Source organism: Dankookia sp. GCM10030260 (genome assembly GCF_042666655.1).
GTDB lineage: Bacteria > Pseudomonadota > Alphaproteobacteria > Acetobacterales > Acetobacteraceae > Paracraurococcus.
Genome location: NZ_JBHTDE010000001.1, coordinates 1,078,271 through 1,103,209, shown reverse-complemented (window position 1 = coordinate 1,103,209; position 24,939 = coordinate 1,078,271). Strand labels below are relative to the sequence as shown.

Below are 24,939 nucleotides of genomic sequence, written 5' to 3'. Positions count from 1 at the left end.
CTCCCCGTTTCGTCCCGAAAGGCGTTAGGCTCGGCGCGGCGTCCCGGTTCCCTCGGGTGACGCGATCCTGTGGGCCCGGCCGCCCTTCCCTCCGCCCATGGAGTGGATTAATGGTTACGCTCATAAAATCCACGGAGTGACGTCGTATGAAAGCCCAGAGCGTTCTCGAGACGATCGGCGGCACGCCGCATATCCGGCTGAACCGCCTGTTTCCCGCCGCCGAGGTCTGGATCAAGTCGGAACGCAGCAATCCCGGCGGCTCGATCAAGGACCGCATCGGCATCGCCATGATCGAGGCGGCCGAGGCCGATGGCCGCCTGAAGCCCGGCGGCACGATCATCGAGCCGACCTCGGGCAATACCGGCATCGGCCTGGCCATGGCCGCCGCGGTGAAGGGCTACAGGCTGATCCTGGTCATGCCGGACAGCATGTCGGTCGAGCGCCGCCGGCTGATGCAGGCCTATGGCGCGACCTTCGAGCTGACGCCGCGGGCCCAGGGCATGAAGGGCTCGATCGCCAAGGCGGAGGAGCTGGCGGCGGCGACGCCCGGCGCCTGGATCCCGATGCAGTTCGACAACCCGGCCAATATCGCCATCCACGCGAAGACCACGGCACAGGAGATCCTGGCCGACTTCCCGGAGGGCCTCGACGCATTGATCACCGGCGTCGGCACCGGCGGCCACATCACCGGCTGCGCCCAGGTGCTGAAGGCGAAATGGCCGGGCCTCAAGGTCTTCGCGGTGGAACCCACGGCGTCGCCGGTCATTTCGGGCGGCACGCCGTCGCCGCACCCGATCCAGGGCATCGGCGCCGGCTTCATCCCGGGCAACCTGCATGTCGCGCTGCTGGACGGCGTCATCCAGGTCTCGGCCGAGGACGCGAAGGACTATGCCCGCCGCTCGGCGTCGCAGGAGGGGCTGCTGGTCGGCATCTCCTCCGGCGCCACGCTGGCGGCGATCGCGCAGAAGCTGCCGGAGTTGCCGGCCGGGTCGCGGGTGCTGGGCTTCAACTACGACACCGGGGAGCGGTATTTTTCTGTGGCCGACTTCCTGCCGGAGTGATCGCCAGCGGGCGCGGCCCTTGATCCCGGTCAACGCGCCGCGCCGGGACCGGCCCAGGGTAGCCCCCGTATGCCAACGGAGGGTTCGATGCCGCTCAAGGACATCCTGGTCCATCTGGACGCCACGCCGCGCTGCGCGACCCGGCTGCAACTGGCCGTCGCGCTGGCGCGGCAGCATGACGCCCATCTGATCGGCCTGCACGTGGTGGACACTGTCCTGCCGGTGATGGCCCTGGCAGACGGCGGTGGTGGCGGGGCGCTGCTCGGCGACCTGATCGAGCAGTTGCGGCAGGAAGGCCTGGCCGCCGCCGCCGGCGTCGAGGCCGAATTCCGCGAGACGCTGCGACGCGAGGCGATCAACGGAGAATGGCGCCTGGTCGAAGGCTCCCTGCCCGATACCATGGCGCTGCACGCCCGCTATGCCGACCTGGCCGTGCTCAGCCAGCGCGACCCGGATGATGCCGCCTCCGGCGCCGGGCTGGCGGTGGAACAGGTACTGTTCGCTGGCGGCCGCCCGGTGCTGATGGTACCCTATGCCGGTACCTTCGAAACCATCGGGCGGCGCGTGCTGGTCGGCTGGAATGCCAGCCGGGAATCGGCGCGGGCGGTGGCCGATGCGCTGCCGATCCTGGCAGCGGCCGAACGCGTCACGATATTGGCGGTCACCGCGGCGGCGGTGGCGACTCCGCAGGGCGAGGAGCCGGGTGCCGACATCGCGCTGCACCTGGCGCGGCATGGGGTGCCGGCGACGGTCCTGCACATGACCGCCGCAGGCCTCCCGGACGCCGAGGTGCTGCTGAACCAGGCCTCGGAACAGGCGGCGGACCTGATCGTGGTTGGCGCCTATGGCCATTCGCGGCTGCGGGAATGGGCGCTGGGCGGCGTCACCCGGACGCTGCTGCAATCGATGACCGTGCCGGTGCTGCTGTCGCACTGACGCGGCGGATGGCGGGGAGGCGTGCCTCCCCGCCGGCCGGTCACATGCCGAGCGCGCGGCGATAGAGGTCGAGCAGCGTCTCTTGCTCCTCGACTTCCGCCGGCTCCTTCTTGCGGATCGAGATGATCTGGCGAACCACCTTGACGTCGAAGCCAGCACTCTTGGCCTCGGCGAAGATGTCCTTGATGTCGCTGGCGAGCGCCTTGCGCTCCTCCTCCAGCCGCTCCACCCGCTCGATGATGCTGCGCAGCCGGTCGACGGCGATGCCGCCGACTTCCGGATCGGGGTCGGCTTCCTGCCGGGCGCGGCTTGCCCGGGCCTCGTCTTCCACGTCACTCATCGCCTGCGGCCCCCTGTACGAAGGGGGGCGGGTTTACCGGGCGCGGCGGATGGCAGCAACGGCAAAGCGCCATCCGGCCAGGGGCCACGCCGCTCAGTGGCCTGGATTGGCGACGGCGAATTTCGCCTTCTGCTCGGCGCTGGCCTCCTTCTGGTGCTGCGCCTGCCATTCCTTGTAGGGCATGCCGTAGACGATCTCCCGGGCATCGGGGTCGGCCAGGGTGATGCCCTGCTCGGCGGCGCCCTCGCGGTACCAGCGGGACAGGCAGTTCCGGCAGAACCCCGCCAGGTTCATCATGTCGATGTTCTGCACGTCCGTCCGGGTGCGCAGGTGCTCGACCAGCTTGCGGAAGGCGGCGGCTTCCAGGGCGGTGCGGGTGGCGTCGTCGAATTCGGGTGCGGCCATGGTCTGGGTCCTCAACTCTGGCCGGTCATTTGGGGCTGGCCGGGGGGCTGCGACAAGGCGGGCCCAGCGGCGTTCCTCGATGGCGGGCCGCGACGATCGCCCGCCTCCCGAGGAGGACCCCCATGGCGACCGCCGGCTTCGACTTCGCCACCCTGCGCCATGCGCTCGAGCACGGCGACGCTGCGACGCTCGCCGCGCTCTATGCCGAGGATGCGGAGATGACCATCGTCGACCGCAACCGGCCCCCCAGCGCGCCGCTGCGGCTGCTGGGCCGGCCGGCCATCGCCGGCTTCTGGCAGGATGTCTGCGCCCGGCCGATGACCCATGCGGTGGCCGAGGCGGTGGTCGGGGCCGACCGCATCGCCTTCGTCGAGCATTGCACCTACCCGGATGGCTGCAACGTCCTCTCGGCCATGACCCTGGACGTGGTCGAGGGCCGCATCACCCGGCACCTGACGGTGCAGGCCTGGGACGAGGTCGCCGGCACACCCGGCTGATCCGGCCCTCGGCCGGCCGCGCGCGCTCCCCGACGCCGCGCCGCCGAGGTTTCGCCCTTCCGCGCGAGCCCCTATATGCAGCCATATGCAGACGAATTTCGCGCCCGAGCAACTGGCCGACCCCGACACCCGGGACAGCAACACGATCCTCCGGACCTGCGTGCATTGCGGCTTCTGCACCGCGACCTGCCCGACCTTCGTGCTGCTGGGCGACGAGCTGGATAGCCCGCGCGGCCGGATCTACCTGATCAAGGACATGCTGGAGAGCGGCCGGCCGGCGACCGCCGAGGTGGTCAAGCACGTCGACCGGTGCCTGTCCTGCCTGTCCTGCATGACCACCTGCCCGTCCGGCGTGAACTACATGCACCTGGTCGACCACGCGCGGAAATACATCGAGGAGACCTACGACCGCCCCTGGCACGAAAAGGCGCTGCGCCGGGTGCTGTCAGCCGTGCTGCCCTATCCGGCACGGTTTCGCGCGGCGGTCGCCGGCGCCAGGCTCGGCCGCCCGCTGGCCGGGCTGATCCCGGGCGGGCATGTGCTGAGCCAGCGGCTGCGGGCCATGCTGACGCTGGCGCCGGGCGCGCTGCCGCCCGCCAGCCCGATGCAGGCGCCGCAGGTGCACAAGGCGCAAGGTGCACGCCGCGGCCGGGTCGCGCTGCTGACCGGCTGCGCCCAGCAGGTCCTCGCACCGTCGATCAACGAGGCGACGATCCGCCTGCTGACCCGCATGGGCATCGAGGTGGTGATCACCCGGGAACAGGGCTGCTGCGGCGCGCTGAACCACCACATGGGCGACCACGACCCGGCGATGCGCCTCGCCCGCGCCAACATCGCCGCCTGGAGGCGGGAGATCGCCGGCGAGGGTCTCGACGGCATCGTCATCAATACCTCGGGCTGCGGCACGACGGTGAAGGATTACGGCTTCATGTTCCGCGAGGAACCCGAGGCCGAGGCCGCAGCCGAGGTGGCGGGGCTGGCGATGGACGTGACCGAGGCGCTGCAGAAATTCGCCTATGCGCCGATGCGGGAGAAGCCCGGCCTGACGGTCGCCTACCATTCCGCCTGCAGCCTGCAGCACGGCCAGAAGATCACCGCATTGCCGAAGCAGCTGCTGGTCAGGGCCGGCTTCGCGGTGAAGGACCCGGCGGAGCCGCATCTCTGCTGCGGCAGCGCCGGCACCTACAACCTGCTGCAGCCGGAGATCGCCGGGAAGCTCAAGGCGCGCAAGCTGCACAACCTGAACCGCACCGGCGCCGACCTGATCGCCGCCGGCAACATCGGCTGCCTGACCCAGCTGGGCGGCGACGCGCTGCCGGTGGTGCATACGGTCGAGTTGCTGGACTGGATGGCCGGCGGACCGGAGCCGGCCGCGGTCGGCGCGGCGCGTCGGGAGAAGGCGGCATGAGCCTGCGGCCACCCTCCGGCGATCGCAGGGTGGGCGCCGGCCCTGGCGACTCACGCCTCCGGGCCCCGCGGCCCTCCGGCGATCGCGGGGCAGCATGATTCCCGTCCGCTACACGCCCATCCTGGTGCCGCTGGTGATGACCTTCTTCGTCGCCTGCTGCGTCTCGCTGCTGCTCACGCTCAACAGCGTCGGCTTCATTGCCGGCTTCGTCGGGCTCTGGCTGAGGAACTGGATGGTCGCCTGGGCCTTCGCCTTCCCGGCCGGCATCTTCGCCCTGCCCCTGGCGCGGCGGATCGTCGCGCTGCTGACGGCCTGACCCGGGCACGATAGCCTGCCGCAGCAGGGCGGGAGGCAGGCATGGACCAGGATCCGGTGGCCAAGAGCCTCGCGCTGTTCGCCGCCCGCTGCGCCGACCCTGCCACGGCGATCTACGGCCGGCTGTTCGCCCTGCATCCGGAGGCCGAGGCGCTGTTCCTGATGGATCCGGGCGGCCATGTCCGCGGCCAGATGCTGGCCATCGCCTTCGAGGCGCTGCTCGACGGCGGCGACCGCCTGGTCGGGCTGGTCGGGATCGAACGGATGAACCACGTCAATATCGGGGTGCCGCCGGCGCTCTTCGACGGCTTCCTGGGCCTGCTGCGCGACGTGGTGCGGTCGGTGCTGGGCACGGACTGGACCCCGACCATGGCCCAGGCCTGGAAGGCACGGCTGCGTATCCTCGGCAGTGACACCTGAAGCTTGGCGGAGGCGGTTACAGCACACCTTATTTCGTCGCACGAAGCACAATTTGAGATGTCGCGATATTGCGCATAGGTTGAATTATTGGTATTTTATTATTGTATTGTGGATGGAGCCCGCGGTGCCCCGGCTATGGAACCACCCGTTGCGTGCCTTCATGCTCGGTGCCAGCTGCGGCATCGCCGGCATGCTGGTCGTGACGCATGGCAGCCTGCCGTCGAGGCTATCGCCTGCCCGGCTGTGGTCCACCACCAGCATCGCGGCGCCGGCCATCGAGGCGAATCGCGCCCCGGACGCGCTCGGCGCCTCGCTCGCCCGCAGCACGGCGGAAGCCGGCCAGCGCGTGCTGCGCGCCGCCGCGACCCCGGCCGGCCGCGCCGCCTGCGAGGTGGCGATCGCCGATGCGGACAGCGCCGCCTACCGCGCCGCCCAGGATGCCCGTGGCCGCCAGGGCAACCCGCAGGACGTGCAACTGGTCCTGACGGCCGAAGACGGCTACCTCGCCGCCGCCCGGCTCTGCCTGCGGGAAGCGCGGCCGATCTGCCAAGCCGCCCCGCGCCGCACCGATGGCTGCGACCAGGTGGTCGGCGTGACCGAGGCCGAGCTGGTCAGCACCCGGGCGCTCCGCGCCGGCCGGGGGAACTGAGCCCGGCTACCCCGCCACGCTGTCCGCCATCCGCGCGCCGCGGGTGCCAAGTGGCTTTTCCGGCCCGGCCGTGGTGTCGCGCGCCGTCTGGTGCTCCATCTCCGCATCAAGCTCCGCCCCCACCAGCACTACGGTGGCGGACAGCCAGATCCAGGTCATGAAGCCGATCGCCGCACCCAGCGAGCCGTAGGTCTCGTTGTAGTTGCCGAAATTGGTGACATACCAGGAGAAGCCGAGCGAGAAGCCGACCCAGGCAATCGCCGCGACGGCGCTGCCCCAGCTCACCCAGCGCCACTGGGCACGCGTCCGGCTCGGCCCGTAACGGTAGATGCAGGCGAGGAAGCCGCCGATCGCCAGCAGCAGCACCGGCCAGCGCGCCAGGCGCAGCACGGTCTCCAGCGTGTCACCGAGCCCAACGAAATTCAGCACGACCGGGATCGCTACCACACCCACCATGGCCAGGATGATGAACAGGATACCGGCCAGGGTGAAGGCCAGCGTGACGGCCAGGCGCAGGAAGAAGCCGCGCTTCTCTTGCTCGCCGTAGACGATGTTCAGCGAATCGACCATCGCCTTCATCGCCTGGTTGGCCGACCAGAGCGAGGTGGCGAGGCCGATCACCGCGCCGAAGCCGAGCGTGCCGGTGCCCTTGGCGGTGATCCGCTTCACTTGGTCGGTGATGATCTCCATGCCGCCGCCGGGGATGACGCCGGACAGCGCCGCCAACTGGTCGTTGATCGTCGCCGGGTTGGCGAACAGTCCATAGATCGAGATCAGCGCGCCGAGCGCGGGGAACAGCGCAAGCAGGGCGTAGAAGGTGATGCCAGCCGCCTCGGTCATCACCCGGTCGTCGGCGACCTCGGACGCGGTGCGCTTGGCGATGGCCCACCAGCCACGGGCCGGGATTTCCAGGGGGCTGGCGGCGCCGCGGCCCTGTCGGTCGGAGCCGGGGCGCGGGTCGGGCCGGGCGGCGGGCCGCGCCGCAGTGCGGGCCGAAGCCGGGCCGCCGCCGCGCCCGGTCAGCAAGAGGACCAGCCCGCCGGCCGCAGCAAGCGTGGCAAGGAGGGGATACGGGCTGCGTTCGATCGGCATCGGTGTCTCCGGAACGCCAGGGGGAACGGCGCGCAAACGCGGCAGCCTCGCCCAGGTGCCGCGTGCGGCGGCGATTTGCGCCCGTGTGGCTTTCGCGCCATGTCGCCGGCGACGCCGTCCGGGGATCCTCCGCATGACCATGCCGCGCCGCCTGCTGCTTTCCGCTACCCTCGCGGCGCCGCTGGTCGGCCGGGCCCGGGCGCAAGCCTGGCCGGAGCGGCCGATTTCCGTCGTGGTGCCCTTCCTGGCCGGCGGATCCACCGATATCGCGGCACGGATCATGGCGGAGCGGATGGCACCGAAGCTCGGGCCCCAGGCCCGGCTGATTGTCGAGAACCGCGCCGGCGCCGGCGGCTCGGTCGGGGCGGAATGGGTGCGGCACCGGCCGGCGGATGGCTACACGCTGCTGCTGGCCTCGGCCTCGGCGCTCGGCACCAACCCGGCGGCGCTGCCGCAGACCACGCCCTACGATCCGGTGGAGGATTTCACCCAGGTCGCCCTGGTGGGTGGCGGGCCGATCGTGCTCGTCGTCCCGGCGGCGTCTCCCTTCAAGACGGCGCAGGACCTGCTGGCGGCGGTCAAGGCGGCGCCCGGTCGCCATACCTGGGCGACCAGCGGGGCCGGCGGCATCGGCCACCTGACCGGCGAATACCTGAAGATGCGGGCCGGGGGCCTCAAGGCCGAGCACGTGCCCTATCGCGGCGGCTCCGCGGTGATGGAGGCACTGGCCAAGAGCGAGGTGGACTACTCCCTGGAAGTTTTGGCCTCGGTTGCCGCCCATTTGCGGGACGGGCTGTCGCGCGGCCTGGCGGTCTCCTCGCTCAAGCGGCATCCGCTCTTCCCGGAGATCCCGACGCTGGACGAGGTCGGGCTGCCGGGCTTCGAGATCACCACCTGGAACATCCTGTGCGGGCCGCGCGGCCTGCCGCCTGAGATCGCCGCCACCCTGTCGCAGGCGGTGGGCGCGGCGCTCACCGAGCCCAGCACCGCGCAGCGCCTGGCCCAGGCCGGGGTGGATCCGGCCAATCCCGGCACGCCGGCCGAAACCCGCGCCTTCCTCACCGCCGAGCTCGCCAAGTTCCGCGCCATCGTGAAGGACGCGGGGCTCACCCTCGGCCGCTGATCCGGCCGGGGCTTGCCAGCGGCGCCGGGGCGCCCGACCTTCCTGGGATGCGCCGGCTCCTCGCCCTGATGCTCCTGCTGCCGATCCCTGCCGCGGCGCAATCCGCGCCGCCGCAGAGCCCGGCCACCCGCGCCGCGGAGGTCCGCAAGGCCGAGCTCGACCGCGCCTTCGAGGCGCTGCGCACCGCCCCCGACGAGGCCGGCGCCGCGCTGGTCGAAGCGCGCATCCGCACGCTCTGGGCGCAGGGCGCGACGCCGTCCACCACGCTGCTGCTGCGCCGCGGCGCCCGCAACGTGGAGGCACGGCTGCCGGCCGAGGCGCTGGAGGATTTCGATGCCGCCATCACCCTGCAGCCCGATTTCCCGGATGCATGGTACCTGCGCGCCCAGGCCTATGCCCGGGCCGGCGACAGCGCCGCCGCGGCGCGCGACCTGCAGGAGGCGCTGCGGCTGGAGCCACGCCATTGGGCGGCGCTGATGAGCCTGGCCGCGCTGCAGGAGGAGGCCGGCAACGCGATGGGCGCGCTACGCAGCCTGGAGGCGGCGCTGGCGATCAACCCGCGCATGCCGGGTGGCGCCGACCGGCTGAAGGAACAGCGGCGCAAGGCCGAGGGCGACACCACCTGAACGGCGGCCCGCATGACACGGCCGTCATTCGCTTGCTGCATGGCAGTAATCCAGAAAGATGGTTGGTCTGTAATGTCGAGTGGCCGCAGATGAGGCGGAACGAAGGCGGGCTCATGCAGCCCGGCCGATCAAGGACCGATCCCGTGAACGAGTTGATCAACATGCTGCCCTGGATGTTCGGCCTGGTCGCCGCCGCCGCGGCGGTGAAGGTTTCGAAGTAGCCGCGGCGCGCGCAGGCCGGTCCGGCCTGCGCGCGCCGGGGCAATCGACGGATGGCCCGGCCTGCGGCCACGCGCCAGAGTGCCGCCATGACGCACATGGCCCCCTTCCCTGATCCGGATGCCGCCCGCTGGGATGCCTTGCTGGCGCGCGATCCCTCCCCCGCCTGCGGCGGCTTTCTCTATGCGGTGACGACCCAGGGCGTGTTTTGCCGCTCCGGCTGTCCTTCCCGCCCGCCGCTGCGGCGCAACGTCCGCTTCTACGCCGATGTCCCCGCCGCCGAGGCGGCCGGCTTCCGCGCATGCAAGCGCTGCGACCCCAAGGGCGACCGCGCGGCGATCCACGCCGCCGCCATCCGCGCCGCCTGCGACCTGATCGAGGCGAGCGAGGGCATCCCGTCGCTGGCGACGCTCGCCGACCGGGCCGGCTATGCCCGGCACCATTTCCTCCGGCTGTTCCGGGAGATCACCGGCGTGACCCCGCATTCCTATGCTGCCTCGGTCCGTGCCCGCCGGCTGCAGGCCGCGCTCCAGGCCGGCGACCGTGTTGCCGAAGCCGTGGCCAGCGCCGGCTATGGCTCCGAGAGCCGGGTCTACGAGGCACCCGGCCGCGTCCTTGGCATGACCCCCGGCGCCGCCCGCCGCGGCGGCGCGGGCGAGACGATCCGCACCGCGACCGCGATGAGCGCGCTCGGCCCCCTGATGGTCGGCGCGACCGCGAGCGGCGTCTGCTTCATCGGCTTCGCCGAGGATTTTGCCGCGCTCGAGGGCGACCTCCGCCACCGCTTTCCTCAGGCGCACGTGGAGCCGGCGCCTGAGGCCCTGGCCGCGACGGTGCGCCAGGTGGTGGAATTTCTGCAGGAGCCGAAAGCGGCGCTCGCCCTGCCGCTCGACCTGCGCGGCACCGCCTTCCAGCGCCGGGTCTGGGAGGCGCTGGTGGCCATCCCCTTCGGCGAGACCCGCAGCTACGGCCAGATGGCCGAGGCGATCGGCGCGCCCAGGGCGGTCCGCGCCGTGGCCCGGGCCTGCGCGCAGAACCATGTCTCGCTGGCGGTGCCCTGCCACCGGGTGGTCGGCAAGGATGGCGATCTGACCGGCTACCGCTGGGGCGTGCCGCGCAAGCGGGCGCTATTGGCGAAGGAGCGCGCAGGAAAGGCCTGAACACAGCAAGCTGGTTCACTGCGGGCCCGAGGCGCCGAACGGCGTCCGCGCCCGCTGGCGCGATGCTGGCCACCCCGGAAGTTTGGACCTGGCGACCGACGACGGGCGATGATCATGCCGGCGGTCGGTCTTCACAGACCGCCGGCATGACGCAGTCGCACCCGCGTCAGCGGTTGCCGCCCGGCCCGCCACCCTCCGGCGCCGCGGTCGGGATCGCCGGGCCGCCTTCCGCCCGCTCCCGCGCCAGCCGCGCGGTGATGTCGGCCAGGTCACGCCGCTGCGCATCGAGCCGTGCCTGCGCCGAGGCGATCTCGCCGTTCAGCGCCGCGCGCCGCTGCTCCAGCCCGCTGACCTCGCCGCGCAGCGCTTCCAGGTCGCGGCGCAGCGCCGCCTGCTCCTGCCGCGATGCCTCGGACGCGGTGCTGGCCTGGCGCGCCTCGCCTTCCAGGGTCCGGGCGCGGGTGTCGAGCTCGGCCAGCGCATTGCGCCGCTGCGCCAGGGCCTGGTCGGCGGCGGCGGCCTCGTTGCGCGCCGTCTGCAGCCGGCGTTCCTCGGCCGCGGTGCCGTCGCGCAGCTCGGCCAGCCGCTTCTCGGCGGTGCCGATCTCGTCCCGCAGCGCGGCGCTGCGCTGTTCCAGCCCGCGCAGGGTGGCCTGCGCCTGGTCGCGCGCGGTGCCGAGACGGGCCAGTTCCGCCTCGGCCTGGCCGACTGCGTTGCGGCGTTCGGTCAGCGTCGCCTCGGCGGCGGTCATGCTTTCCCGCAGGCCGGCCAGCCGCCGCTCCGCCTCGGCGCCGCCGCGGCCCAACTCGGTGGAGCGGGCTTCCAGGCCCTTCACCTGCTGGTCGGCCGCCTCGGCCGCCTGGGTGGTGCGGGTCAGCCGGGTATTGGCCTCGGCCAGGCCGCGTTCCGCCGTGGCGGTCTGCTCGCGCAGCGCGGCCAGCCGCCGCTCCGCCTCGGTGCCGGCGGTGCGGCGCTCGGCGACGGTGCGCTCGGCCTCGGTGATGGTGCTGCGCAGCGCCTGCAGCCGGGCCTCCTCCTGCGCCACCCGGTCGCGCTGGCCGGCGAGGGTGCGGTCCTCCGCCGCCGCCTGCTGGCGCAGCCCGGCCAGCCGCTGCTCAGTCGCCATCGCCTCGCCGCGCAGCGCGACCAGCCGGCGGTCCTCGGCGGCGATGCGTTCGGTCAGCGCCACCAGCCGGCCGTCCTGGCCGGCGACCTGGTCGCGCAACTCGGCCAGCCGGCGCTCGGTGGCGCCGGTCGCATCGCGCAGGCCTCCGAGCTTGCGGTCCTCCGACCCCGCCTGTTCCTGCAGCAAGCCCAGCCGGCGCTCGGTTTCGGCCAGGCTGCCGCTGCGCTCGGTGCGGGCCTGCTCCAGCTGCCCGGCCTCGGATTGCAGGCCGCCCAGGCGCTGTTCCTCGGCTTCGAGCTGGGCCCGCTGCCGCCGCACCTCGGCCTCGGCGGTCGAGCGGCCGCGCTGGGCGACGGCGAGCGAGGCGCGGGCCTGGGCCAGCTTGGCCTCGATCGCCGAGAGGTCACCGGCGGCGACGCGTTCCTGCGCCAGGGTGGCTTCCAGTTCGGCATTGCGCTGGCGCAGCGTGCCGCCCTCCGCCTGGGCGGTGGCGAGGTCGCGCTGCAGGCTGTCCACCCGGGCGGTACGCTCGACCGTCAGGCCACAGCCGGCAAGCGGCACCAGGAAGGTCGAACACAGCACAAACATGGCCGGACCCGGCCGGCGTGACGACCCAAGCATACGGTATCTCCCCCAAGCCCCCCGAGAGGCCGTGGCATGGCGCCTTCTCAGGCTGCCGGGGTCAATCGCCGGCGGGCCCTGGCGGTCCATCGAACCGGTCACGATCCTGTTTCCCCGCACTCGGCCGCGCCCATGCGTTCACCGGCGGCGCGCGCGGCGAACCGTGCGACCACCACCGCTTTAGGTCGGCATGGCGGCTCGCACCCTGCGATGCGCCGGGCGGGAGGCAAGCGATGGCGCGCAGCCGGCGGCGCGGGGCGGAGGCCCTGATCGGGCGGATCGAGGCGGCGGAGGCGCTCGACCCGCCGGGCCATGCGATCGGCTATGCCCTGGCGCGGCCCGCCCAGATCGCCGGCCGGCCGGCGAAGCGGCTGGGCAATGCGCTGCACGGCACCGGCTATGGCCACCCGGTCCACCCGATGCTGGTGACGCTGCCGATCGGCAGCTGGACCCTGGCGTTCGGGCTCGACCTGCTGGCCGTGCTCGGCCTGGTGCGGGACCGCCGGGCCGCCGAGGTGGCGGATACCGCGCTGCGCGCCGGCGCGCTGGGCGCGGTCGGCGCCGCGGCGACCGGGATCGCCGACTGGCAACATACCGATGGCCGCGACCGCCGGCTCGGTATGGTGCATGGGCTGGCGAACGGCACCGCGCTCGGCCTCAACCTGGTCTCGCTGGTGCTGCGCGGCCGCGGCCGGCGCGGGGCGGGGCGGCTCGCCTCGGCGCTGGCCTTCGGCTGCATGGCGGCGGGCGGCTATCTCGGCGGGCATCTCGTCTATCGGCGGCGGATCGGGGTGGACCATGCCGACCGCAGCCCGGAGCCGCGCGAATGGCAGGCGGTGCTGCCGCTGGCCGAATTGGCGGAGGACCGGCCGCGCCGCGTCGAGGTCACGGATGCAGACACGCGGCAGGCGATCGGCATCGCCCTGGTCCTGCATGGCGGCCGGGTGCATGCGATGGGTGCCCGGTGCTCGCATGCCGGCGGGCCGCTCGACCAGGGCTGGGTGCTGGAGGGGCGGCTGGTCTGCCCCTGGCACGGCTCGCGCTATTGCCTGGAAACCGGCCGACCGACCGACGGCCCCGCCACCACGCCGCAGCCACGCTATGCGGTGCGCATCCAGGACGGCATGGTCGAGCTGCGGCGGGAGCAGGCGCCGGGCGACGCGGTGGTGACCGCGGCACGCGCCGCCCGCGCGGCGGGTCCGCAAGGCGGGCCGCTCGGCCGCAGGGCAGAGGAAGTGCTGATCGAGCACCACACCCTGCTGCGGCGGATGTTCGCGCAGATCCTCGCCATGCCGCGCGAGGACCCGGAGCGGCGCGACCTGATGCGGACACTGGCCGAGGAGCTGGAGATCCACGAATATATCGAGGACAGCCTGTTCTACCCTGCGGTCCAGCCGGTCAGCGAGGATGTCGCGGTCGCCCATGCCGAGCATCGCCTGCTGGCCGACCTGCTGGCCATGACCCTGAAGCTCAACACCGCGAGCCCGGCCTTCGAGGAGCACTTGCGCGCCCTGCAGGCGGCGGTCGACCACCATGCCGGTTCCGAGGAACGGTCGATGTTCCTCGAGGCGCAGCGGCTGGGAGAGACGCGGCTGCGCGAGATCGGCCATGCGCTGGAGGCGCTGTTGGAGCAGTCCCGCACCTCCCGCGCCCGGCATGCCTTCCGCCTGCTCAAGATCCGGCTGCTGGAAGGCGCCTGACCCGGACGGCGGGCCCGGGGGAAGTGGCCCCGGGGCGTGACCCCGGGGCCGCCGCAGTCAGGGTGCGCGGCCGCCGGGCGGCGGGGCGCCGCCACCGGACCGCTGCACCTCGGCATTGCTGATGCCGCCCATGATCTGGCCCGTGCCGGGCTTGATCGGCGCCTGCACGCCGGGGCCGGGCATGGTGCGCTGGACCTCGGCATTGCTGATGCCGCCCATGATCCGGCCGGTGCCGGGGACGATCGGCGCCTGGGCGCCGCTGCCCTGCTGCACGCGCTGGATGTCGGCATTGCTCGACCCGCCCATGATGCGGGCGGTCCCGGGGACGACCGGCGCGGCGGCGCTGCCGCCCGGTGGCGACGCGGCCGAGGTCGTCCGCGGCGGGGTCTGGCAAGCGGCAAGGAGGACGAGGCTTGCCGCCATCGCGGTTGCGCCGGCCATTCGGGTCTTGGTCATGTCGCTGGTTCCTGTCTGGTGGCAGGTCTGGCAGCCCAAAGGACCACCACCCGACCGCAAGCGGCAACGCGCGAGGCGCCCAATCTTTCCATCGCGTAATGCCGCATCCGAGCTATTTCACCGTGGCAACCCGCAGCGCGTTGGTGGTGCCCGGGGTGCCGAAGGGGACGCCGGCAGTGACCACCACCTCCTGGCCCGGGGTGGCGAAGGCCTCCTGCTGCGCCGCCCGCAGCGCCTTGGCCACCATGTCGCCCATGGTGTGGGGTTCCTGGGTCAGCAGCGGGTGGACGCCCCAGACCACGGCCAGGCGCCGCGCGCTCTCCATGCTGGCGGTCAGGCCGAGGATCGGGCAGTCCGGCCGTTCCCGCGCAACCCGCAGGGTGGTGCTGCCGGTCGAGGTGAAGGTGGCGATCGCCTGGGCCTGGATGGTGTGCGCCACCTGCCGCGCCGCGGCGGCGATGGCGCCGGCGCTGTTGGGTTCCGGCTCGGGCCGCGCGGTGTCGGTCTGCCGGCGCCAGTCGGGGTCCTGCTCCACCCGCGCCACGATGCGGTCCATCATGTTGACGGCCTCGTACGGGAATTGCCCGGCGGCGGTCTCGGCCGAGAGCATCACCGCGTCCGCCCCGTCGAACACCGCGGTGGCGACGTCGGAGGCCTCGGCGCGGGTCGGCGAGGGCGAGGAGATCATGCTCTCCAGCATCTGGGTCGCCACCACCACCGGCTTGCCCGCCGCGCGGGCGGCGCGGACGATGCGCTTCTGGATCAGCGGCACCTCTTCCGGCGGGCATTCGACGCCGAGGTCGCCGCGGGCGACCATGACGCAGTCGGCCAGCGCCATGATGGCGTCGAGGTTCTCGACCGCCTGCGGCTTCTCCATCTTGGCCATGATCAGCGCCCGGCCGGCGGCGATCAGCTTGGCCTCGGCCACGTCCTCGGGGCGCTGCACGAAGGACAGGCCGATATAGTCGATGCCCAGCGGCAGGACGAAGTCCAGGTCCTCGCGGTCCTTGGCGGTCAGCGCCGGGATCGGCAGGGCGACGTCGGGGACGTTGACGCCCTTGCGGTCGGACAGCGCGCCGCCGACCACCACCTCGGTCTCCAGGTGGTCGCCGCGGACGCGGGTGACCCGCAGCCGAAGCTTGCCGTCGTCGAGCAGCAGGGAGGTGCCGATCTGCGCCGCCTGGATGATCTCGACATGCGGCAGCTGGACGCGGCTGACATTGCCCGGCGTCGGGTTGAGGTCGAGCCGGAAGGGCTGGCCGGTCTGCAGCTGCACCCGGCCGCCCTGGAAGCGGCCGACCCGCAGCTTCGGGCCCTGGACGTCGGCCAGGATGCCGATGGGGCGGCCGGTCTTCTCCTCCAGCGCGCGGATGGTGGCGATGCGCTCGGCATGGTCGGCATGCGACCCATGGCTGAAGTTCAGGCGGAAGACATCGGCGCCGGCGCGGAACAGCCGCTCGATCACCTCGGCGCTGGCGGAGGCGGGGCCAAGCGTCGCCACGATCTTGGTACGGCGGCGGCGGCGCAGCGGGATGCGCGGGGCCATGCGGAGCTTCCCTTCCGGCGGCGGGTAGAGGTCGGGGCGGAGCTGGTGCACCGGCATGTCGAGCAGCCGGGCCAGCTCGCTGACGCGGTCGGCCGGAATGCGCTGCCATTGCGACACGGCGGCGGGGGTGATGCCGAGGGCAGTGGCGATCTTCGCCCCGGTGCCGCGGCGGGTGAGCAGGTCGTCGAGGATGGCGTCTCTCATGCGACGCAGCCTATGGATATTAAGCTTTGCCGCCTAGCCTTAATTAAAACCTTATTAAGTTAATATTAAGGAACAAGTTTGGTGCGATCCGGGCGTTCGATGGGGTCCTATCCCGATACAGGAGGGCAAGGGCCGGTCCAATCTTAAGGCCTCGCGAGAAGATGTGCGGCGCTCCGGGTCTGCGCGCAGGCCGGCTCAACCGATCAGCATCGCCCGCACATCGTTCACGTTGGTCAGCGTCGGCCCGGTCACCACCAGATCGCCCAGCCGCCGGAACAGCCCGGTGCTGTCGTGGCCGGCCAGGGCCGCACGCGGGTCGATGCCCAGGGCGCGTGCCCGGACCAGGGTGTCGGGCGCAGCGATGGCGCCGGCGGCGTCCGACTTGCCGTCGATGCCGTCGGTGTCGCAGCACAGCGCCCAGACCCTCGGCGCGCCGCCCAGCGCGAGCGCCATCCCCAGCAGGCATTCGGTCCCCCGCCCGCCCTCCCCGGCCGGGCCGTCGATGGTCACCGTGGTCTCGCCGCCCGAGAGCAGCACGGCGCCGCGCCCGACCGGCACGCCATGCGTCGCGGCCGAGAGGGCGATGCCGCCCAGCGCCCGGCCGAGTTCGCGCGCCTCGCCTTCCAGCGCATCGCCGAGGATCAACGGGACAAGGCCGAGCGCCGTCGCCTCCGCCGCCATGGCCCGCAGCGAGGCCATGGGCGTGGCGATCATCCGCAACTCGGTCCCGGCCAGGCGCGGATCGCCGGGCTTGGGCGTTTCCTCGGCCGCCGCCGCCAGATGCCGCGTCGCCGCCTCCGGCAGCTGCATCCGGTAATGCGCGACCAGGGCGCGCGCTTCGGCGAAGGTCGTGGGATCGGCGACGGTGGGGCCGGAGGCGATGACCGCCGGGTCGTCGCCGGGGACGTCGGAGATCGCAAGGGTCACCACCCGGGCCGGATGCGCCGCCGCCGCCAGCCGCCCGCCCGAAAAAGCCGACAGGTGCTTGCGGATGCAGTTCATGTGGTCGATCGGCGCGCCGCAGCGCAGCAGCTCGCGGTTCACCGCGATCAGGTCGTCGAGCGTCAGGCCCGGCGCCGGCAGGGTCGACAGCGACGACCCGCCGCCGGAGACCAGGAACAGCACCAGGTCGGCCGGCCTCAGCCCCTGCACCACGGCGAGGATCCCGGCCGCCGCGGCGGCGCCATGCGCATCCGGCACCGGATGGCTGGAGAAGCGTACCGGGATGCGGCGGCCGGGCGGCGGGCGGGGCAGGTCCGCCCCATGGGTGGTGACGACGAGGCCGGTCAGCGCCACCGCCGGCCAGGCCTGCTCGACTGCGAGCGCCATCTTCGCCGCCGCCTTGCCGACGCCGACCACCACGACGCGGCCGGCCTTCGGCGGCTCCGGCAGATGCGGGGCGAGGACCGCCAGCGGGTCGGCGGCGCGCACCCCGGCCTCGAACAGCCGCAGCAAGGCGGCGCGGGCGGTGGCGTCGTCCCAGCGATCGGTTGACCGGTGCATGGCCTTCTCCCTGTCGAGGGTCTTGTCCCGTCCCGCCGCCCCCGGCGCCAGGGGCGACAGGAAACGATTGTAAAGTTTCTTGTGGTATGGAACAAGGCACGCAAGGTGGTAGGGAGGGCGGCTATGACGAGTTCAGCGCGGCACTCCGCCCAGCACCCGCAGGATGTCCTCGCTTGCCCGGGACCGATGCGCCGCCACCGCGGCGCGAGCCGGCTCCGGCGCCCCGGCCTTGAGCGCCGCGAGGATCGCCGCATGCTCGGCGACCGAGGCGGCCGGGTCCTCGCGCCGCGCCGCCGTGGCGCTGCGGGCTCGCTGCGCCTGGTCGGCCGCGGTCTGCGCCAGCCGGGCGAGGCGGGCATTGCCGCTGGCCCGCAGCAGGGTGCGGTGGAAGCGGTCGTCGGCCGCGGCCCAGGCCTTGCGGTCACCGGCGGCGAGCGCCCTGGCCATCGCTTCGGTCGCCTCCTGCATGGTCGCCAGGGCCTCGGCGCCGGCCGCGCCGCGCCCCGCCAGCAGCGCCGCCGCGGCGCCTTCCAGCGCGATCAGGATGTCGTAGGTCTCCCGCAGGTCGACTGGGTCGATCGGCAGTACCCGCAGCCCGCGGCGCGGCAGGACCTGCAGGAAACCCTCGTGCTGCAGCCGCAAGGCGGCCTCGTGCACCGGGGTGCGGCTCATGCCGAGCTGGTCGGCGATCGCCTGTTCCACCGCCTCGTGCCCCGGCGGCAGCAGGCCCTCCAGGATGCTGGCCTTCAGCGCCGCATAGGCGGCCTGGGCCAGGCTTTCGCGGGCCGGGGCGGCGGGCGGGACGGGGCGGACCCGCGGCGATTCCGGCTGTTCCATGGCCATTCCCATACCACCAGCCACGCAACCGATTGAAGGAGTTCCGATGCGCACCCACAGGATCGCCGCCATCCCCGCCGACGGCATCGGCAAGGAGGTCATCCCCGCCGGGCTGCGGGTGCTGGAGGCGCTGGCCGAGCGGAGCGGCGACTTCCGGCTGGACGTCACCGATTTCCCCTGGGGCACCGACTACTACCGGGAGACGGGCAAGATGATGGCCGAGGACGGGCTCGAGACCCTGAAGGGGTTCGATGCCATCTTCTTCGGCGCGGTCGGCGACCAGCATGTGCCGGACGACATCACCCTGTGGGGCCTGCGGCTGCGGATCTGCCAGGGCTTCGACCAGTATGCCAATATCCGCCCGACCCGGGTGCTGCCCGGCCTGACCAGCCCGCTGCGCGCCGTGCAGCCCGGCGATATCGACTGGGTGATCGTGCGGGAGAACTCCGAGGGCGAGTATGCCGGCCATGGCGGCCGCGCCCATCGCGGCCACCCGGAGGAGGTCGCCACGGAGACCGCGATCTTCACCCGCGCCGGCGTCACCCGGATCATGAAGACCGCCTTCGAGATCGCCGCCAAGCGGCCGCGCCGGAAGCTGACGGTCGTCACCAAGTCCAACGCGCAGAAGCACGGCATGGTCTTCTGGGACGAGGTCGCCGCCGAGGTCGCCCGCGACTACCCGGGCGTGACCTGGGAGAAGGAGCTGGTCGACGCCATGGCGGCGCGGATGGTGCAGAAGCCGGCCAGCATCGACACCGTGGTCGCCACCAACCTGCATGCCGACATCCTGTCGGATCTGGCAGGCGCGCTCGCCGGCTCGCTCGGCGTGGCACCGACCGCCAACCTCGACCCTTCGCGGCGCTTCCCGTCGATGTTCGAGCCGATCCACGGCTCGGCCTTCGACATCGCGGGGAAGGGCGTGGCCAACCCGGTCGCCACCTTCTGGACCGCGGCGATGATGCTGGAGCACATCGGCGAGGTCCCGGCCGCGGCCCGGCTGATGGCGGCGATGGAACGCGTCTGCGCCGACGGCGTCATGACCGCGGATGTCGGCGGCACCGCGAATACAGAGCAGGTGACGGAGGCGGTCATCGCCGCCATCCGCGGCGCCAACGACTGAAGCAAGGCCGGGGAGGGAAAAGTATTCCCTCCCCGGACCCCTCCCTTCCTTTTTCCGAGTCGGGTCCCGACTCCCAGAAATAGATGAGGGGGTTTGGGGAAGAATACCTTCTCCCCCAGCCTTGCTTTCTTTTACCCGGAAGGAAACGCCCCATGCTCTCCCGCCGCAGCCTGCTCGCCGCGCCACTCGCCTTCCCTGCCATCGCCCGGGCCGCCTGGGTGCCGGACCGGCCGGTGACCATCACCGTGCCCTTCAGCGCCGGCGGCCCGACCGACGTCATCGCCCGGCTGGTCGCCGAGGGGATGGGCCGCAACCTCGGCCAGGCGGTGGTGGTCGAGAACGTGACCGGCGCCGGCGGCACCATCGCCGCCGCCCGCGTCGCCAATGCGCGGCCCGACGGCACGACGCTGATGTTCCACCATATCGGCCATGCCAGCGCGGCGACGCTGTACCGCAAGCTGCCCTACGACGTGCAGGGAAGCTTCGCGCCGCTCGGCCTGGCCTCCGATGCCGCGATGACCGTGGTGGCGCGGCCGGATTTCCCGGCCGCCGACCTCGCCGGCGTCATGGCGGCGATCAAGCGGCAGGGCGACACGCTCACCCTCGCCCATTCCGGCCTCGGCGCCGCCAACCAGCTCTGCGGGATGCTGCTGCAGCATGCCGCCGGCACCGCGCTGACCTCCGTCGTGTTCCGCGGCAGCGCGCCGGCGATCACCGAGCTGATGGCCGGGCGGATCGACCTGTTCTGCGACCAGGCGACCAATACCGCGACCTTCCTCCGGGAGAGCCGCATCAAGGGCTATGCGGTCACCCTGCCGCAACGCGTCGCCGGGCTCGATTTGCCGACCGCGGCCGAGGCGGGGCAGCCGAGCCTGGCCATGAGCACCTGGCATGGGCTCTACGCCCCGAAGGCGACGCCGGCCGAGATCCGCGCGCGGCTGTCCGAGGCGCTGCGGGCCGCGCTGCGGGAGGAAAGGCTGCTGGCCCGGCTGGCCGACCTGGTGACCGAGCCGGCCAGCCAGGAGCGCGCCACCGAGGCCTTCCATACGCGCTTCCTCGCCGAGGAGGTGGCGCGCTGGCGGCCGATCATCCAGGCGGCGGGGCAGTACGCGGATTGAGCAAGCGAAGGCCGGGAAGGGAAAGGGAAGGCTTTCCTTCCCAGACCCCATCTTTTCCCTCTCACGTGCCGCGCCCCGGACATGGATGCGGGTCGGACGCCTGCCTCCAAGGGGGGAGAATGCCGTCTCCCCCGGCCTTCCCCTGTTCAGGCGAACAGGTAGTCCACCCCCGCCACCAGGTGGTCCACCCCCTCGACGGTGAAGGCCTCCCGGTGCCCCGCCCCGTCCACCACGCGGTAGCGCCCGCCGCCCAGGTCGCGCAGCGTGGCATCGGCGGCGAAGCCCTCGAAGCGGATCACATCGCCGGCGTCGAAGCCGGTGATGCGGTCGCCGCGGACGCTGCCGGCCTGCTGGACGAAGGTGGTCTGCCCCGGGCCGCCCTCCAGCCAGTCATGCGTCCCGGTCAGGGCGAAGGTATTCACCCCACCGCCGCCGACCACGTGGTTGTGCCCGGCGCCGCCGCTGACGGTCAGGTTGACCATCGCCTCGGCCGTCACCGTGTTGTCGCGGCCGCCGAGCGTCACCTCCGCGGTCGAGAGATGCCCGTCATAGGTCGAGCCGCCGCGCGGCACGGAGAAGGGATAGATCGCATAGGGCAGCAGGCTGGTGGCGGCGATCCGGTCGTCCAGCGCGTCGGCGCCGACCGCCGTCATCGTCAGATCCGCCCGTCCATGGGTGGTGATCTGAGCCACCCCCGCGCTGCCGTCGCTGGCGAAGGACCAGGACGCGGTGGCGCCGCGGGCCAGCACCAGGCTGCCGGCCCCGGCGCCGACCACGTCCACCGCCTTGCCCTGCCCGGTGCCGGTGAAGTCCGCATGCACCGTCTCGAAGGTCGCCAGCAGCCAGGCGTCGCCGTCCGCCCGTCGCGGGGCGAAGTCCAGCGTGCCGGACCCACGCCAGCCGCCGAGGTTCTGGATGCGGGCGAAGTCCACCCCGTCCAGGGTCACCGGCGCGGTCAGCACCTGCTGCGCCGCGAGGTCGGTGGTGAAGGAATCGGCGGCGATCGGCGCGGCATCGAGCGTGCCGACCACCTCCTGCCGGATCGTCACCACCCGGTCGGGCAGCACGAGCACGCTGCCATCGGCGGCCACCTGTTCCGGATGCAGGATCAGCCGCGCCTCGTGCAGCCCCGGCGTGGTGGCGGTCAGCACCGCATCCAGCTCGCCGCGGCCGGATTGCGGCCCGATGCCCACATAGGCGTCCGGCACGAACAGCCGCAGGTCGGGGTCGGCCTGGACCTCGAAGCGCACGGTCAGCGAATCGGCCGGCGCCGAGGCCTGGTTGAATACGGCGAGGCGGAAGGTCGGCAGCAGGCTGCCGGCCTCGACCTGGCCGAGATCGAGCAGCCAATCCGCGCCATCGGCGGTGAGCGGCGCCGGGCCGCCCCTCTGGCTCAGGGCAAGCAGGGGTGGTGCGCCGAAGGCGGCGCTATCGCTGGGGTCGTCTGGCATTCTGTCCATCCCATCCGGCAACAGCCGCCGGCGCGAGGATCTCAGTCAGACGAATCCGATTTGTATACGCATGGGCCCGTGATGCTCGCGGAGGTGATCCGGGTTACCGCATGTTGCAGCCGCCGCGATCACGGGCAGGCCGCTCACGGTCGCGGCCTGCCGCGCGCCTCCGCCGCCCCGTCGCGCAGCAGGGCCGCCACGGCCTGGGCCAGGCAATTGTTCAGCCGGTCGGTCGCCGCCACCCGCTCCGGCTTCGGCGCGCGCTCGACATCGACCTGCTCGGTCTCCGCCCAGTGGCGCATCAGGTCCCAGCGCCGCAACAGCGGCACGTGGTGCGCCGCCGCCACCAGCCGCAAGGCGTCCATGTAGGGCTCGACATTGGCGTTGGCCCGCAGGAAGCGGGAGAACTGCGGTTCGATCAGCACCGCATCCGCCCCGGCGGCCTTGAGCTCGTCGAGCCCGGTGTTCAGCGCCTCGACCATCTCGTCGACTTCCAGGCCGCGCACCGCGCTGACCGTCCCGGTCGCCCAGAGCACGAGCTGTGCCGGTGCCTTGGCCATCTCCTCGACCAGCAGCGCCCCGGCCTCGGTGGTGTTGATCCCACGCTTGCCGCGCACCACCACCTTGAAGGCGATGCCGGGGCGGCGGGCCGTCAGCAGCGCCTGCAGCCGGGCCGGCCAGGCCGCCTCCGGCCCGCTGGTCCCGGCGCCGAGGACGGAGGCACCGCCGATCACCAGGATGCGGAGCGACCTGGCGTCGACCGCGCGGAGGGTGGCCGGCAGCGGCGCCCCGGCCTCCAGCAGCTCGGCCGGGGCGATGCAGGCGCGGTTATCCGCCCGCGCCGGCCAGGCCAGCAGCGCGGCGAGCAGCAGCGCCATCGCGGGGAGCCGTGCCGTATCCATTACGCTGCAGTCGTAGAAGAGGGCGCCGGGGCAGGCAAGCGCCCGGTACGGGCGGCCGGTGCCTCGCCCCGGTCGCGGTGCCGGTACCAGGCGCCGAGCGCGCCGACCGCCACCAGGGCCACCAGCCCGGTGAGGTTGACCGCCAGCTGCATCGGCCCGCGGTCGGATTGCTCCAGCGCCAGCCGGCCGAGGAAGGACAGGAAGATGCCGGTGCAGAAGACCGACAGCCCGTGCTGCCCCATCAGCAGGAAGGGCGCCGCCAGCCAGCCGCGCAGCCAGGCCGCGTCGCGCGGCACCGCATGGCCAAGCAGGTAGGCCAGCGCCAGGATCGAGACCAGCCGCAGCGGGTGCAGCGCGCTCTTGTCCACGGTGGTCAGCAGGACGCCGAGTTCCTCCGGCACCAGGGCCAGCCATTCCGGCGCCTGGAAGGCGACCAGCATGGCCGCGGCGCCGAGCGCCAGCAGCAGGACGCAGGCGGCGACCAGCCAGGGCCGGAAGGGCACTGCCGGCGGCGTGCCGCGCCGCCCGTCCGGCCCCGGCGGGGCATAGCCCAGCGCGGCGCCGGTCAGGAACAGCGCCTGCCAGGCGAAGGGATTGAAGAACCAGCCGCCATCGATCCAGTTCGGCAGGTTCAGGTCCAGCAGCCGCGCCGCCGTGTAGAGCACCGCCGAAAGCCCCAGCAGCAGCACCGGCCGGCGCAGCAGCGGCAGCGCCGGGATCAGCAGCACCAGCAGCGCGATGTACAGCGGCAGGATGTCGAGGAAGGCCGGCTGGTAGCGCAGCAGCAGCGCCTGCAGCAGCGCGTGGTAGGGCTGCTCCCGGAACGGGTCGAGATGCAGCTCGTCCAGATAGGCCGGGCTGTCGAGGATCGAGGCGGAATAACCGACCTGGGCCGCGAAGACCACGAACAGGAAGATATGCGCCACATACAGCGTCCCCGCCCGGCGCAGCAGCGAGGCCCCGGCGAAGAGCCAGCCGCGCCGGTCGAAGGCCGCGCCATAGGCCAGACCGGCGGCATAGCCGGCAAGCAGCACGAAGGCCTCGGTCGCGTCGCAGAAGGCGATGTTGCGGAGCGTCAGCTCGCCGAGCCGGTTGCCCGGGATGTGGTCAATGAAGATGGAGAACAGCGCCAGGCCGCGGAACAGGTCGACCCGCAGGTCGCGGGAGCCAGCTCCCCGCTGGCCCTGGCCTGCGCCGGCGGTCCCGCCACCCCGGATCAGGCCTCGCATGCATCCCTCCGCCCCAGCATCATGGGCGCCGCGAAAGTTGCGTCGCCATGCGTGGTTTGCAAGTCACGTATTGCGCCGCACGCGCGTCTGGCCGCTGGCGCTGGGTCGCCGGTCCTGGTTAGGGTCGTGCGATGCGCCGTCTCGCCACCCTTGCCGCCCTGCTGCTGCCCTGCCTGGCCCCCGGCCTGGCCGCGGCGCAACCCTGCCCACAAGCCCCGTCGCAGACCATCAACCTGCCGGCGATCCGGGCCGCGGTGACCTATGCCGCGCCGCTGACCGTCGTCGCCTTCGGCTCTTCCTCGACCGAGGGCGCCGCCTCCTCGGGCCCCGCCGCCACCTACCCGGCCCAGCTCGAGGCGCAGCTGCGCGCCGCCCTGCCGGACCTGCCCGTCGCGGTGCTGAACCGCGGCAAGGGCGGCCAGGAGGTGTACGAGATGCTGGCCCGGCTGGAGACCGACGTGCTGGCCGAGCATCCGGTCCTGGTGATCTGGCAGGCCGGCGCCAATGCGGTGCTGCAGGGCATGCCGGCCGAGGAATTCCGCGCCGCCCTGGCCGAGGGCATCGCCCGGATCCACGCCACCGGCGCCGACGTGGTGCTGATGGACAGCCAGCGCGCGCCGCGCATCCTGCAGGCGCCGGGCTTCGAGCGGCTGGACGCGGCGATCGACGGCCTGGCCGAGGCCACCTATGCCGAGCTGTTCTCCCGCGCCGCGCTGATGCGGGCCTGGGAGGCGGCGGGGACGCCCTCGGCCGAGATGATCTCGCCCGACGGGCTGCACCACAACGACCGCGGCTATGCCTGCGTCGCCGAGGCGCTGGCGCGGTCCATCCTGGCCGCGGCGGGCACGGCCGCGGCCCAGGTGGCCAAGCGGTAG

Annotated in this window: 26 protein-coding genes; 15 read left to right on the top strand and 11 right to left on the bottom strand. The window is 72.6% G+C overall.

Annotation, left to right across the window (positions count from 1 at the left end):
• The first annotated feature begins 146 nt into the window (after nucleotides 1–146).
• Nucleotides 147–1,061 (top strand): cysteine synthase A, encoded by a 915-nt coding sequence (gene cysK / locus ACFQS7_RS05280; RefSeq protein ID WP_380065970.1) that lies wholly within the window; start codon nucleotides 147–149, stop codon nucleotides 1,059–1,061.
• Between the two features lie 87 nt (nucleotides 1,062–1,148).
• Nucleotides 1,149–1,997, top strand: coding sequence for a universal stress protein (locus tag ACFQS7_RS05275; RefSeq protein WP_380065969.1), 849 nt, complete (start codon nucleotides 1,149–1,151; stop codon nucleotides 1,995–1,997).
• 40 nt (nucleotides 1,998–2,037) lie between these two features.
• Here the strand turns inward: ACFQS7_RS05275 and ACFQS7_RS05270 are convergent, their stop codons facing one another.
• Nucleotides 2,038–2,337 (bottom strand): DUF2312 domain-containing protein, encoded by a 300-nt coding sequence (locus ACFQS7_RS05270; protein WP_241671129.1) that lies wholly within the window; start codon nucleotides 2,335–2,337, stop codon nucleotides 2,038–2,040.
• 93 nt (nucleotides 2,338–2,430) lie between these two features.
• Nucleotides 2,431–2,742 (bottom strand): DUF1244 domain-containing protein, encoded by a 312-nt coding sequence (locus ACFQS7_RS05265; protein ID WP_380065968.1) that lies wholly within the window; start codon nucleotides 2,740–2,742, stop codon nucleotides 2,431–2,433.
• A gap of 122 nt (nucleotides 2,743–2,864) precedes the next feature.
• On the opposite strand from ACFQS7_RS05265, the gene ACFQS7_RS05260 reads away from it, so the two are divergent.
• From ACFQS7_RS05260 to ACFQS7_RS05240, 5 genes are all read left to right on the top strand, one after another.
• Nucleotides 2,865–3,239: a nuclear transport factor 2 family protein gene (locus ACFQS7_RS05260; protein ID WP_380065967.1), complete on the top strand. Its 375-nt coding sequence runs from the start codon at nucleotides 2,865–2,867 to the stop codon at nucleotides 3,237–3,239.
• A gap of 85 nt (nucleotides 3,240–3,324) precedes the next feature.
• A complete protein-coding gene (gene glcF, locus ACFQS7_RS05255; RefSeq protein WP_380065966.1) occupies nucleotides 3,325–4,647 on the top strand; it encodes a glycolate oxidase subunit GlcF in 1,323 nt (440 codons plus the stop codon).
• Between the two features lie 94 nt (nucleotides 4,648–4,741).
• Complete coding sequence (locus ACFQS7_RS05250) at nucleotides 4,742–4,963, top strand: DUF2798 domain-containing protein (RefSeq protein WP_380065965.1); 222 nt, start codon at nucleotides 4,742–4,744, stop codon at nucleotides 4,961–4,963.
• A 41-nt stretch (nucleotides 4,964–5,004) separates the two neighbouring features.
• A complete protein-coding gene (locus ACFQS7_RS05245) occupies nucleotides 5,005–5,382 on the top strand; it encodes a globin (RefSeq protein WP_380065964.1) in 378 nt (125 codons plus the stop codon).
• A gap of 160 nt (nucleotides 5,383–5,542) precedes the next feature.
• Nucleotides 5,543–6,031, top strand: coding sequence for a hypothetical protein (locus ACFQS7_RS05240; RefSeq protein WP_380065963.1), 489 nt, complete (start codon nucleotides 5,543–5,545; stop codon nucleotides 6,029–6,031).
• 6 nt (nucleotides 6,032–6,037) lie between these two features.
• On the opposite strand, the gene ACFQS7_RS05235 is transcribed toward ACFQS7_RS05240, so the two are convergent.
• Nucleotides 6,038–7,123, bottom strand: coding sequence for a YihY/virulence factor BrkB family protein (locus ACFQS7_RS05235; RefSeq protein ID WP_380065962.1), 1,086 nt, complete (start codon nucleotides 7,121–7,123; stop codon nucleotides 6,038–6,040).
• 133 nt (nucleotides 7,124–7,256) lie between these two features.
• On the opposite strand from ACFQS7_RS05235, the gene ACFQS7_RS05230 reads away from it, so the two are divergent.
• The 4 genes from ACFQS7_RS05230 (at nucleotide 7,257) to ada (ending at nucleotide 10,251) form a co-directional block, all read left to right on the top strand.
• Nucleotides 7,257–8,246 (top strand): Bug family tripartite tricarboxylate transporter substrate binding protein, encoded by a 990-nt coding sequence (locus ACFQS7_RS05230; protein ID WP_380065961.1) that lies wholly within the window; start codon nucleotides 7,257–7,259, stop codon nucleotides 8,244–8,246.
• Nucleotides 8,247–8,293: 47 nt separating this feature from the next.
• Nucleotides 8,294–8,872, top strand: a complete 579-nt coding sequence (locus ACFQS7_RS05225) for a tetratricopeptide repeat protein (RefSeq protein WP_380065960.1) — start codon at nucleotides 8,294–8,296, stop codon at nucleotides 8,870–8,872.
• Between the two features lie 89 nt (nucleotides 8,873–8,961).
• The gene (locus ACFQS7_RS05220) at nucleotides 8,962–9,093 is read left to right on the top strand and encodes a hypothetical protein (protein ID WP_380065959.1); all 132 of its coding nucleotides are present in this window, start codon (nucleotides 8,962–8,964) and stop codon (nucleotides 9,091–9,093) included.
• 87 nt (nucleotides 9,094–9,180) lie between these two features.
• A complete protein-coding gene (gene ada / locus ACFQS7_RS05215) occupies nucleotides 9,181–10,251 on the top strand; it encodes a bifunctional DNA-binding transcriptional regulator/O6-methylguanine-DNA methyltransferase Ada (protein WP_380065958.1) in 1,071 nt (356 codons plus the stop codon).
• 166 nt (nucleotides 10,252–10,417) lie between these two features.
• On the opposite strand, the gene ACFQS7_RS05210 is transcribed toward ada, so the two are convergent.
• Complete coding sequence (locus tag ACFQS7_RS05210; protein WP_380065957.1) at nucleotides 10,418–11,965, bottom strand: hypothetical protein; 1,548 nt, start codon at nucleotides 11,963–11,965, stop codon at nucleotides 10,418–10,420.
• Between the two features lie 266 nt (nucleotides 11,966–12,231).
• Between ACFQS7_RS05210 and ACFQS7_RS05205 the strand changes: the two genes are divergently transcribed.
• On the top strand, nucleotides 12,232–13,698 hold the full coding sequence (locus ACFQS7_RS05205) for a DUF2231 domain-containing protein (RefSeq protein ID WP_380065956.1): 1,467 nt from the start codon (nucleotides 12,232–12,234) through the stop codon (nucleotides 13,696–13,698).
• A gap of 57 nt (nucleotides 13,699–13,755) precedes the next feature.
• Here ACFQS7_RS05205 and ACFQS7_RS05200 read toward each other — a convergent pair whose 3' ends face one another.
• The 4 genes from ACFQS7_RS05200 to ACFQS7_RS05185 form a co-directional block, all read right to left on the bottom strand.
• Nucleotides 13,756–14,154 carry a hypothetical protein gene (locus ACFQS7_RS05200; RefSeq protein ID WP_380065955.1) on the bottom strand — a complete coding sequence of 133 codons (399 nt, stop codon included), beginning with the start codon at nucleotides 14,152–14,154 and terminating at the stop codon, nucleotides 13,756–13,758.
• Nucleotides 14,155–14,266: 112 nt separating this feature from the next.
• Nucleotides 14,267–15,904, bottom strand: coding sequence for a pyruvate kinase (pyk, locus tag ACFQS7_RS05195; RefSeq protein ID WP_380065954.1), 1,638 nt, complete (start codon nucleotides 15,902–15,904; stop codon nucleotides 14,267–14,269).
• Nucleotides 15,905–16,099: 195 nt separating this feature from the next.
• Nucleotides 16,100–17,407, bottom strand: a complete 1,308-nt coding sequence (locus ACFQS7_RS05190; protein ID WP_380065953.1) for a glycerate kinase — start codon at nucleotides 17,405–17,407, stop codon at nucleotides 16,100–16,102.
• 132 nt (nucleotides 17,408–17,539) lie between these two features.
• Nucleotides 17,540–18,244 carry a GntR family transcriptional regulator gene (locus ACFQS7_RS05185; RefSeq protein ID WP_380065952.1) on the bottom strand — a complete coding sequence of 235 codons (705 nt, stop codon included), beginning with the start codon at nucleotides 18,242–18,244 and terminating at the stop codon, nucleotides 17,540–17,542.
• Between the two features lie 46 nt (nucleotides 18,245–18,290).
• Here ACFQS7_RS05185 and ACFQS7_RS05180 point away from each other — a divergent pair, with 46 nt between their 5' ends.
• On the top strand, nucleotides 18,291–19,364 hold the full coding sequence (locus tag ACFQS7_RS05180; RefSeq protein ID WP_380065951.1) for a tartrate dehydrogenase: 1,074 nt from the start codon (nucleotides 18,291–18,293) through the stop codon (nucleotides 19,362–19,364).
• Between the two features lie 152 nt (nucleotides 19,365–19,516).
• Complete coding sequence (locus ACFQS7_RS05175) at nucleotides 19,517–20,482, top strand: tripartite tricarboxylate transporter substrate-binding protein (RefSeq protein WP_380065950.1); 966 nt, start codon at nucleotides 19,517–19,519, stop codon at nucleotides 20,480–20,482.
• 146 nt (nucleotides 20,483–20,628) lie between these two features.
• On the opposite strand, the gene ACFQS7_RS05170 is transcribed toward ACFQS7_RS05175, so the two are convergent.
• The 3 genes from ACFQS7_RS05170 to ACFQS7_RS05160 form a co-directional block, all read right to left on the bottom strand.
• Nucleotides 20,629–21,933 carry a hypothetical protein gene (locus ACFQS7_RS05170; protein WP_380065949.1) on the bottom strand — a complete coding sequence of 435 codons (1,305 nt, stop codon included), beginning with the start codon at nucleotides 21,931–21,933 and terminating at the stop codon, nucleotides 20,629–20,631.
• Nucleotides 21,934–22,076: 143 nt separating this feature from the next.
• Nucleotides 22,077–22,811: an SGNH/GDSL hydrolase family protein gene (locus ACFQS7_RS05165; RefSeq protein ID WP_380065948.1), complete on the bottom strand. Its 735-nt coding sequence runs from the start codon at nucleotides 22,809–22,811 to the stop codon at nucleotides 22,077–22,079.
• A 23-nt stretch (nucleotides 22,812–22,834) separates the two neighbouring features.
• Complete coding sequence (locus ACFQS7_RS05160; RefSeq protein WP_380065947.1) at nucleotides 22,835–24,064, bottom strand: OpgC family protein; 1,230 nt, start codon at nucleotides 24,062–24,064, stop codon at nucleotides 22,835–22,837.
• A 131-nt stretch (nucleotides 24,065–24,195) separates the two neighbouring features.
• On the opposite strand from ACFQS7_RS05160, the gene ACFQS7_RS05155 reads away from it, so the two are divergent.
• On the top strand, nucleotides 24,196–24,939 hold the full coding sequence (locus tag ACFQS7_RS05155; RefSeq protein ID WP_380065946.1) for an SGNH/GDSL hydrolase family protein: 744 nt from the start codon (nucleotides 24,196–24,198) through the stop codon (nucleotides 24,937–24,939).

Excerpts from the sequence above, each read along its gene's own strand:
- cysK (WP_380065970.1), top strand. The coding sequence starts at position 147 with ATGAAAGCCCAGAGCGTTCTCGAGACGATCGGCGGCACGCCGCATATC.
- ACFQS7_RS05275 (WP_380065969.1), top strand. The coding sequence starts at position 1,149 with ATGCCGCTCAAGGACATCCTGGTCCATCTGGACGCCACGCCGCGCTGC.
- ACFQS7_RS05270 (WP_241671129.1), bottom strand. The coding sequence starts at position 2,337 with ATGAGTGACGTGGAAGACGAGGCCCGGGCAAGCCGCGCCCGGCAGGAA.
- ACFQS7_RS05265 (WP_380065968.1), bottom strand. The coding sequence starts at position 2,742 with ATGGCCGCACCCGAATTCGACGACGCCACCCGCACCGCCCTGGAAGCC.
- ACFQS7_RS05260 (WP_380065967.1), top strand. The coding sequence starts at position 2,865 with ATGGCGACCGCCGGCTTCGACTTCGCCACCCTGCGCCATGCGCTCGAG.
- glcF (WP_380065966.1), top strand. The coding sequence starts at position 3,325 with ATGCAGACGAATTTCGCGCCCGAGCAACTGGCCGACCCCGACACCCGG.
- ACFQS7_RS05250 (WP_380065965.1), top strand. The coding sequence starts at position 4,742 with ATGATTCCCGTCCGCTACACGCCCATCCTGGTGCCGCTGGTGATGACC.
- ACFQS7_RS05245 (WP_380065964.1), top strand. The coding sequence starts at position 5,005 with ATGGACCAGGATCCGGTGGCCAAGAGCCTCGCGCTGTTCGCCGCCCGC.
- ACFQS7_RS05240 (WP_380065963.1), top strand. The coding sequence starts at position 5,543 with ATGCTCGGTGCCAGCTGCGGCATCGCCGGCATGCTGGTCGTGACGCAT.
- ACFQS7_RS05235 (WP_380065962.1), bottom strand. The coding sequence starts at position 7,123 with ATGCCGATCGAACGCAGCCCGTATCCCCTCCTTGCCACGCTTGCTGCG.
- ACFQS7_RS05230 (WP_380065961.1), top strand. The coding sequence starts at position 7,257 with ATGACCATGCCGCGCCGCCTGCTGCTTTCCGCTACCCTCGCGGCGCCG.
- ACFQS7_RS05225 (WP_380065960.1), top strand. The coding sequence starts at position 8,294 with ATGCGCCGGCTCCTCGCCCTGATGCTCCTGCTGCCGATCCCTGCCGCG.
- ACFQS7_RS05220 (WP_380065959.1), top strand. The coding sequence starts at position 8,962 with ATGAGGCGGAACGAAGGCGGGCTCATGCAGCCCGGCCGATCAAGGACC.
- ada (WP_380065958.1), top strand. The coding sequence starts at position 9,181 with ATGACGCACATGGCCCCCTTCCCTGATCCGGATGCCGCCCGCTGGGAT.
- ACFQS7_RS05210 (WP_380065957.1), bottom strand. The coding sequence starts at position 11,965 with ATGTTTGTGCTGTGTTCGACCTTCCTGGTGCCGCTTGCCGGCTGTGGC.
- ACFQS7_RS05205 (WP_380065956.1), top strand. The coding sequence starts at position 12,232 with ATGGCGCGCAGCCGGCGGCGCGGGGCGGAGGCCCTGATCGGGCGGATC.
- ACFQS7_RS05200 (WP_380065955.1), bottom strand. The coding sequence starts at position 14,154 with ATGACCAAGACCCGAATGGCCGGCGCAACCGCGATGGCGGCAAGCCTC.
- pyk (WP_380065954.1), bottom strand. The coding sequence starts at position 15,904 with ATGAGAGACGCCATCCTCGACGACCTGCTCACCCGCCGCGGCACCGGG.
- ACFQS7_RS05190 (WP_380065953.1), bottom strand. The coding sequence starts at position 17,407 with ATGCACCGGTCAACCGATCGCTGGGACGACGCCACCGCCCGCGCCGCC.
- ACFQS7_RS05185 (WP_380065952.1), bottom strand. The coding sequence starts at position 18,244 with ATGGAACAGCCGGAATCGCCGCGGGTCCGCCCCGTCCCGCCCGCCGCC.
- ACFQS7_RS05180 (WP_380065951.1), top strand. The coding sequence starts at position 18,291 with ATGCGCACCCACAGGATCGCCGCCATCCCCGCCGACGGCATCGGCAAG.
- ACFQS7_RS05175 (WP_380065950.1), top strand. The coding sequence starts at position 19,517 with ATGCTCTCCCGCCGCAGCCTGCTCGCCGCGCCACTCGCCTTCCCTGCC.
- ACFQS7_RS05170 (WP_380065949.1), bottom strand. The coding sequence starts at position 21,933 with ATGCCAGACGACCCCAGCGATAGCGCCGCCTTCGGCGCACCACCCCTG.
- ACFQS7_RS05165 (WP_380065948.1), bottom strand. The coding sequence starts at position 22,811 with ATGGCGCTGCTGCTCGCCGCGCTGCTGGCCTGGCCGGCGCGGGCGGAT.
- ACFQS7_RS05160 (WP_380065947.1), bottom strand. The coding sequence starts at position 24,064 with ATGCGAGGCCTGATCCGGGGTGGCGGGACCGCCGGCGCAGGCCAGGGC.
- ACFQS7_RS05155 (WP_380065946.1), top strand. The coding sequence starts at position 24,196 with ATGCGCCGTCTCGCCACCCTTGCCGCCCTGCTGCTGCCCTGCCTGGCC.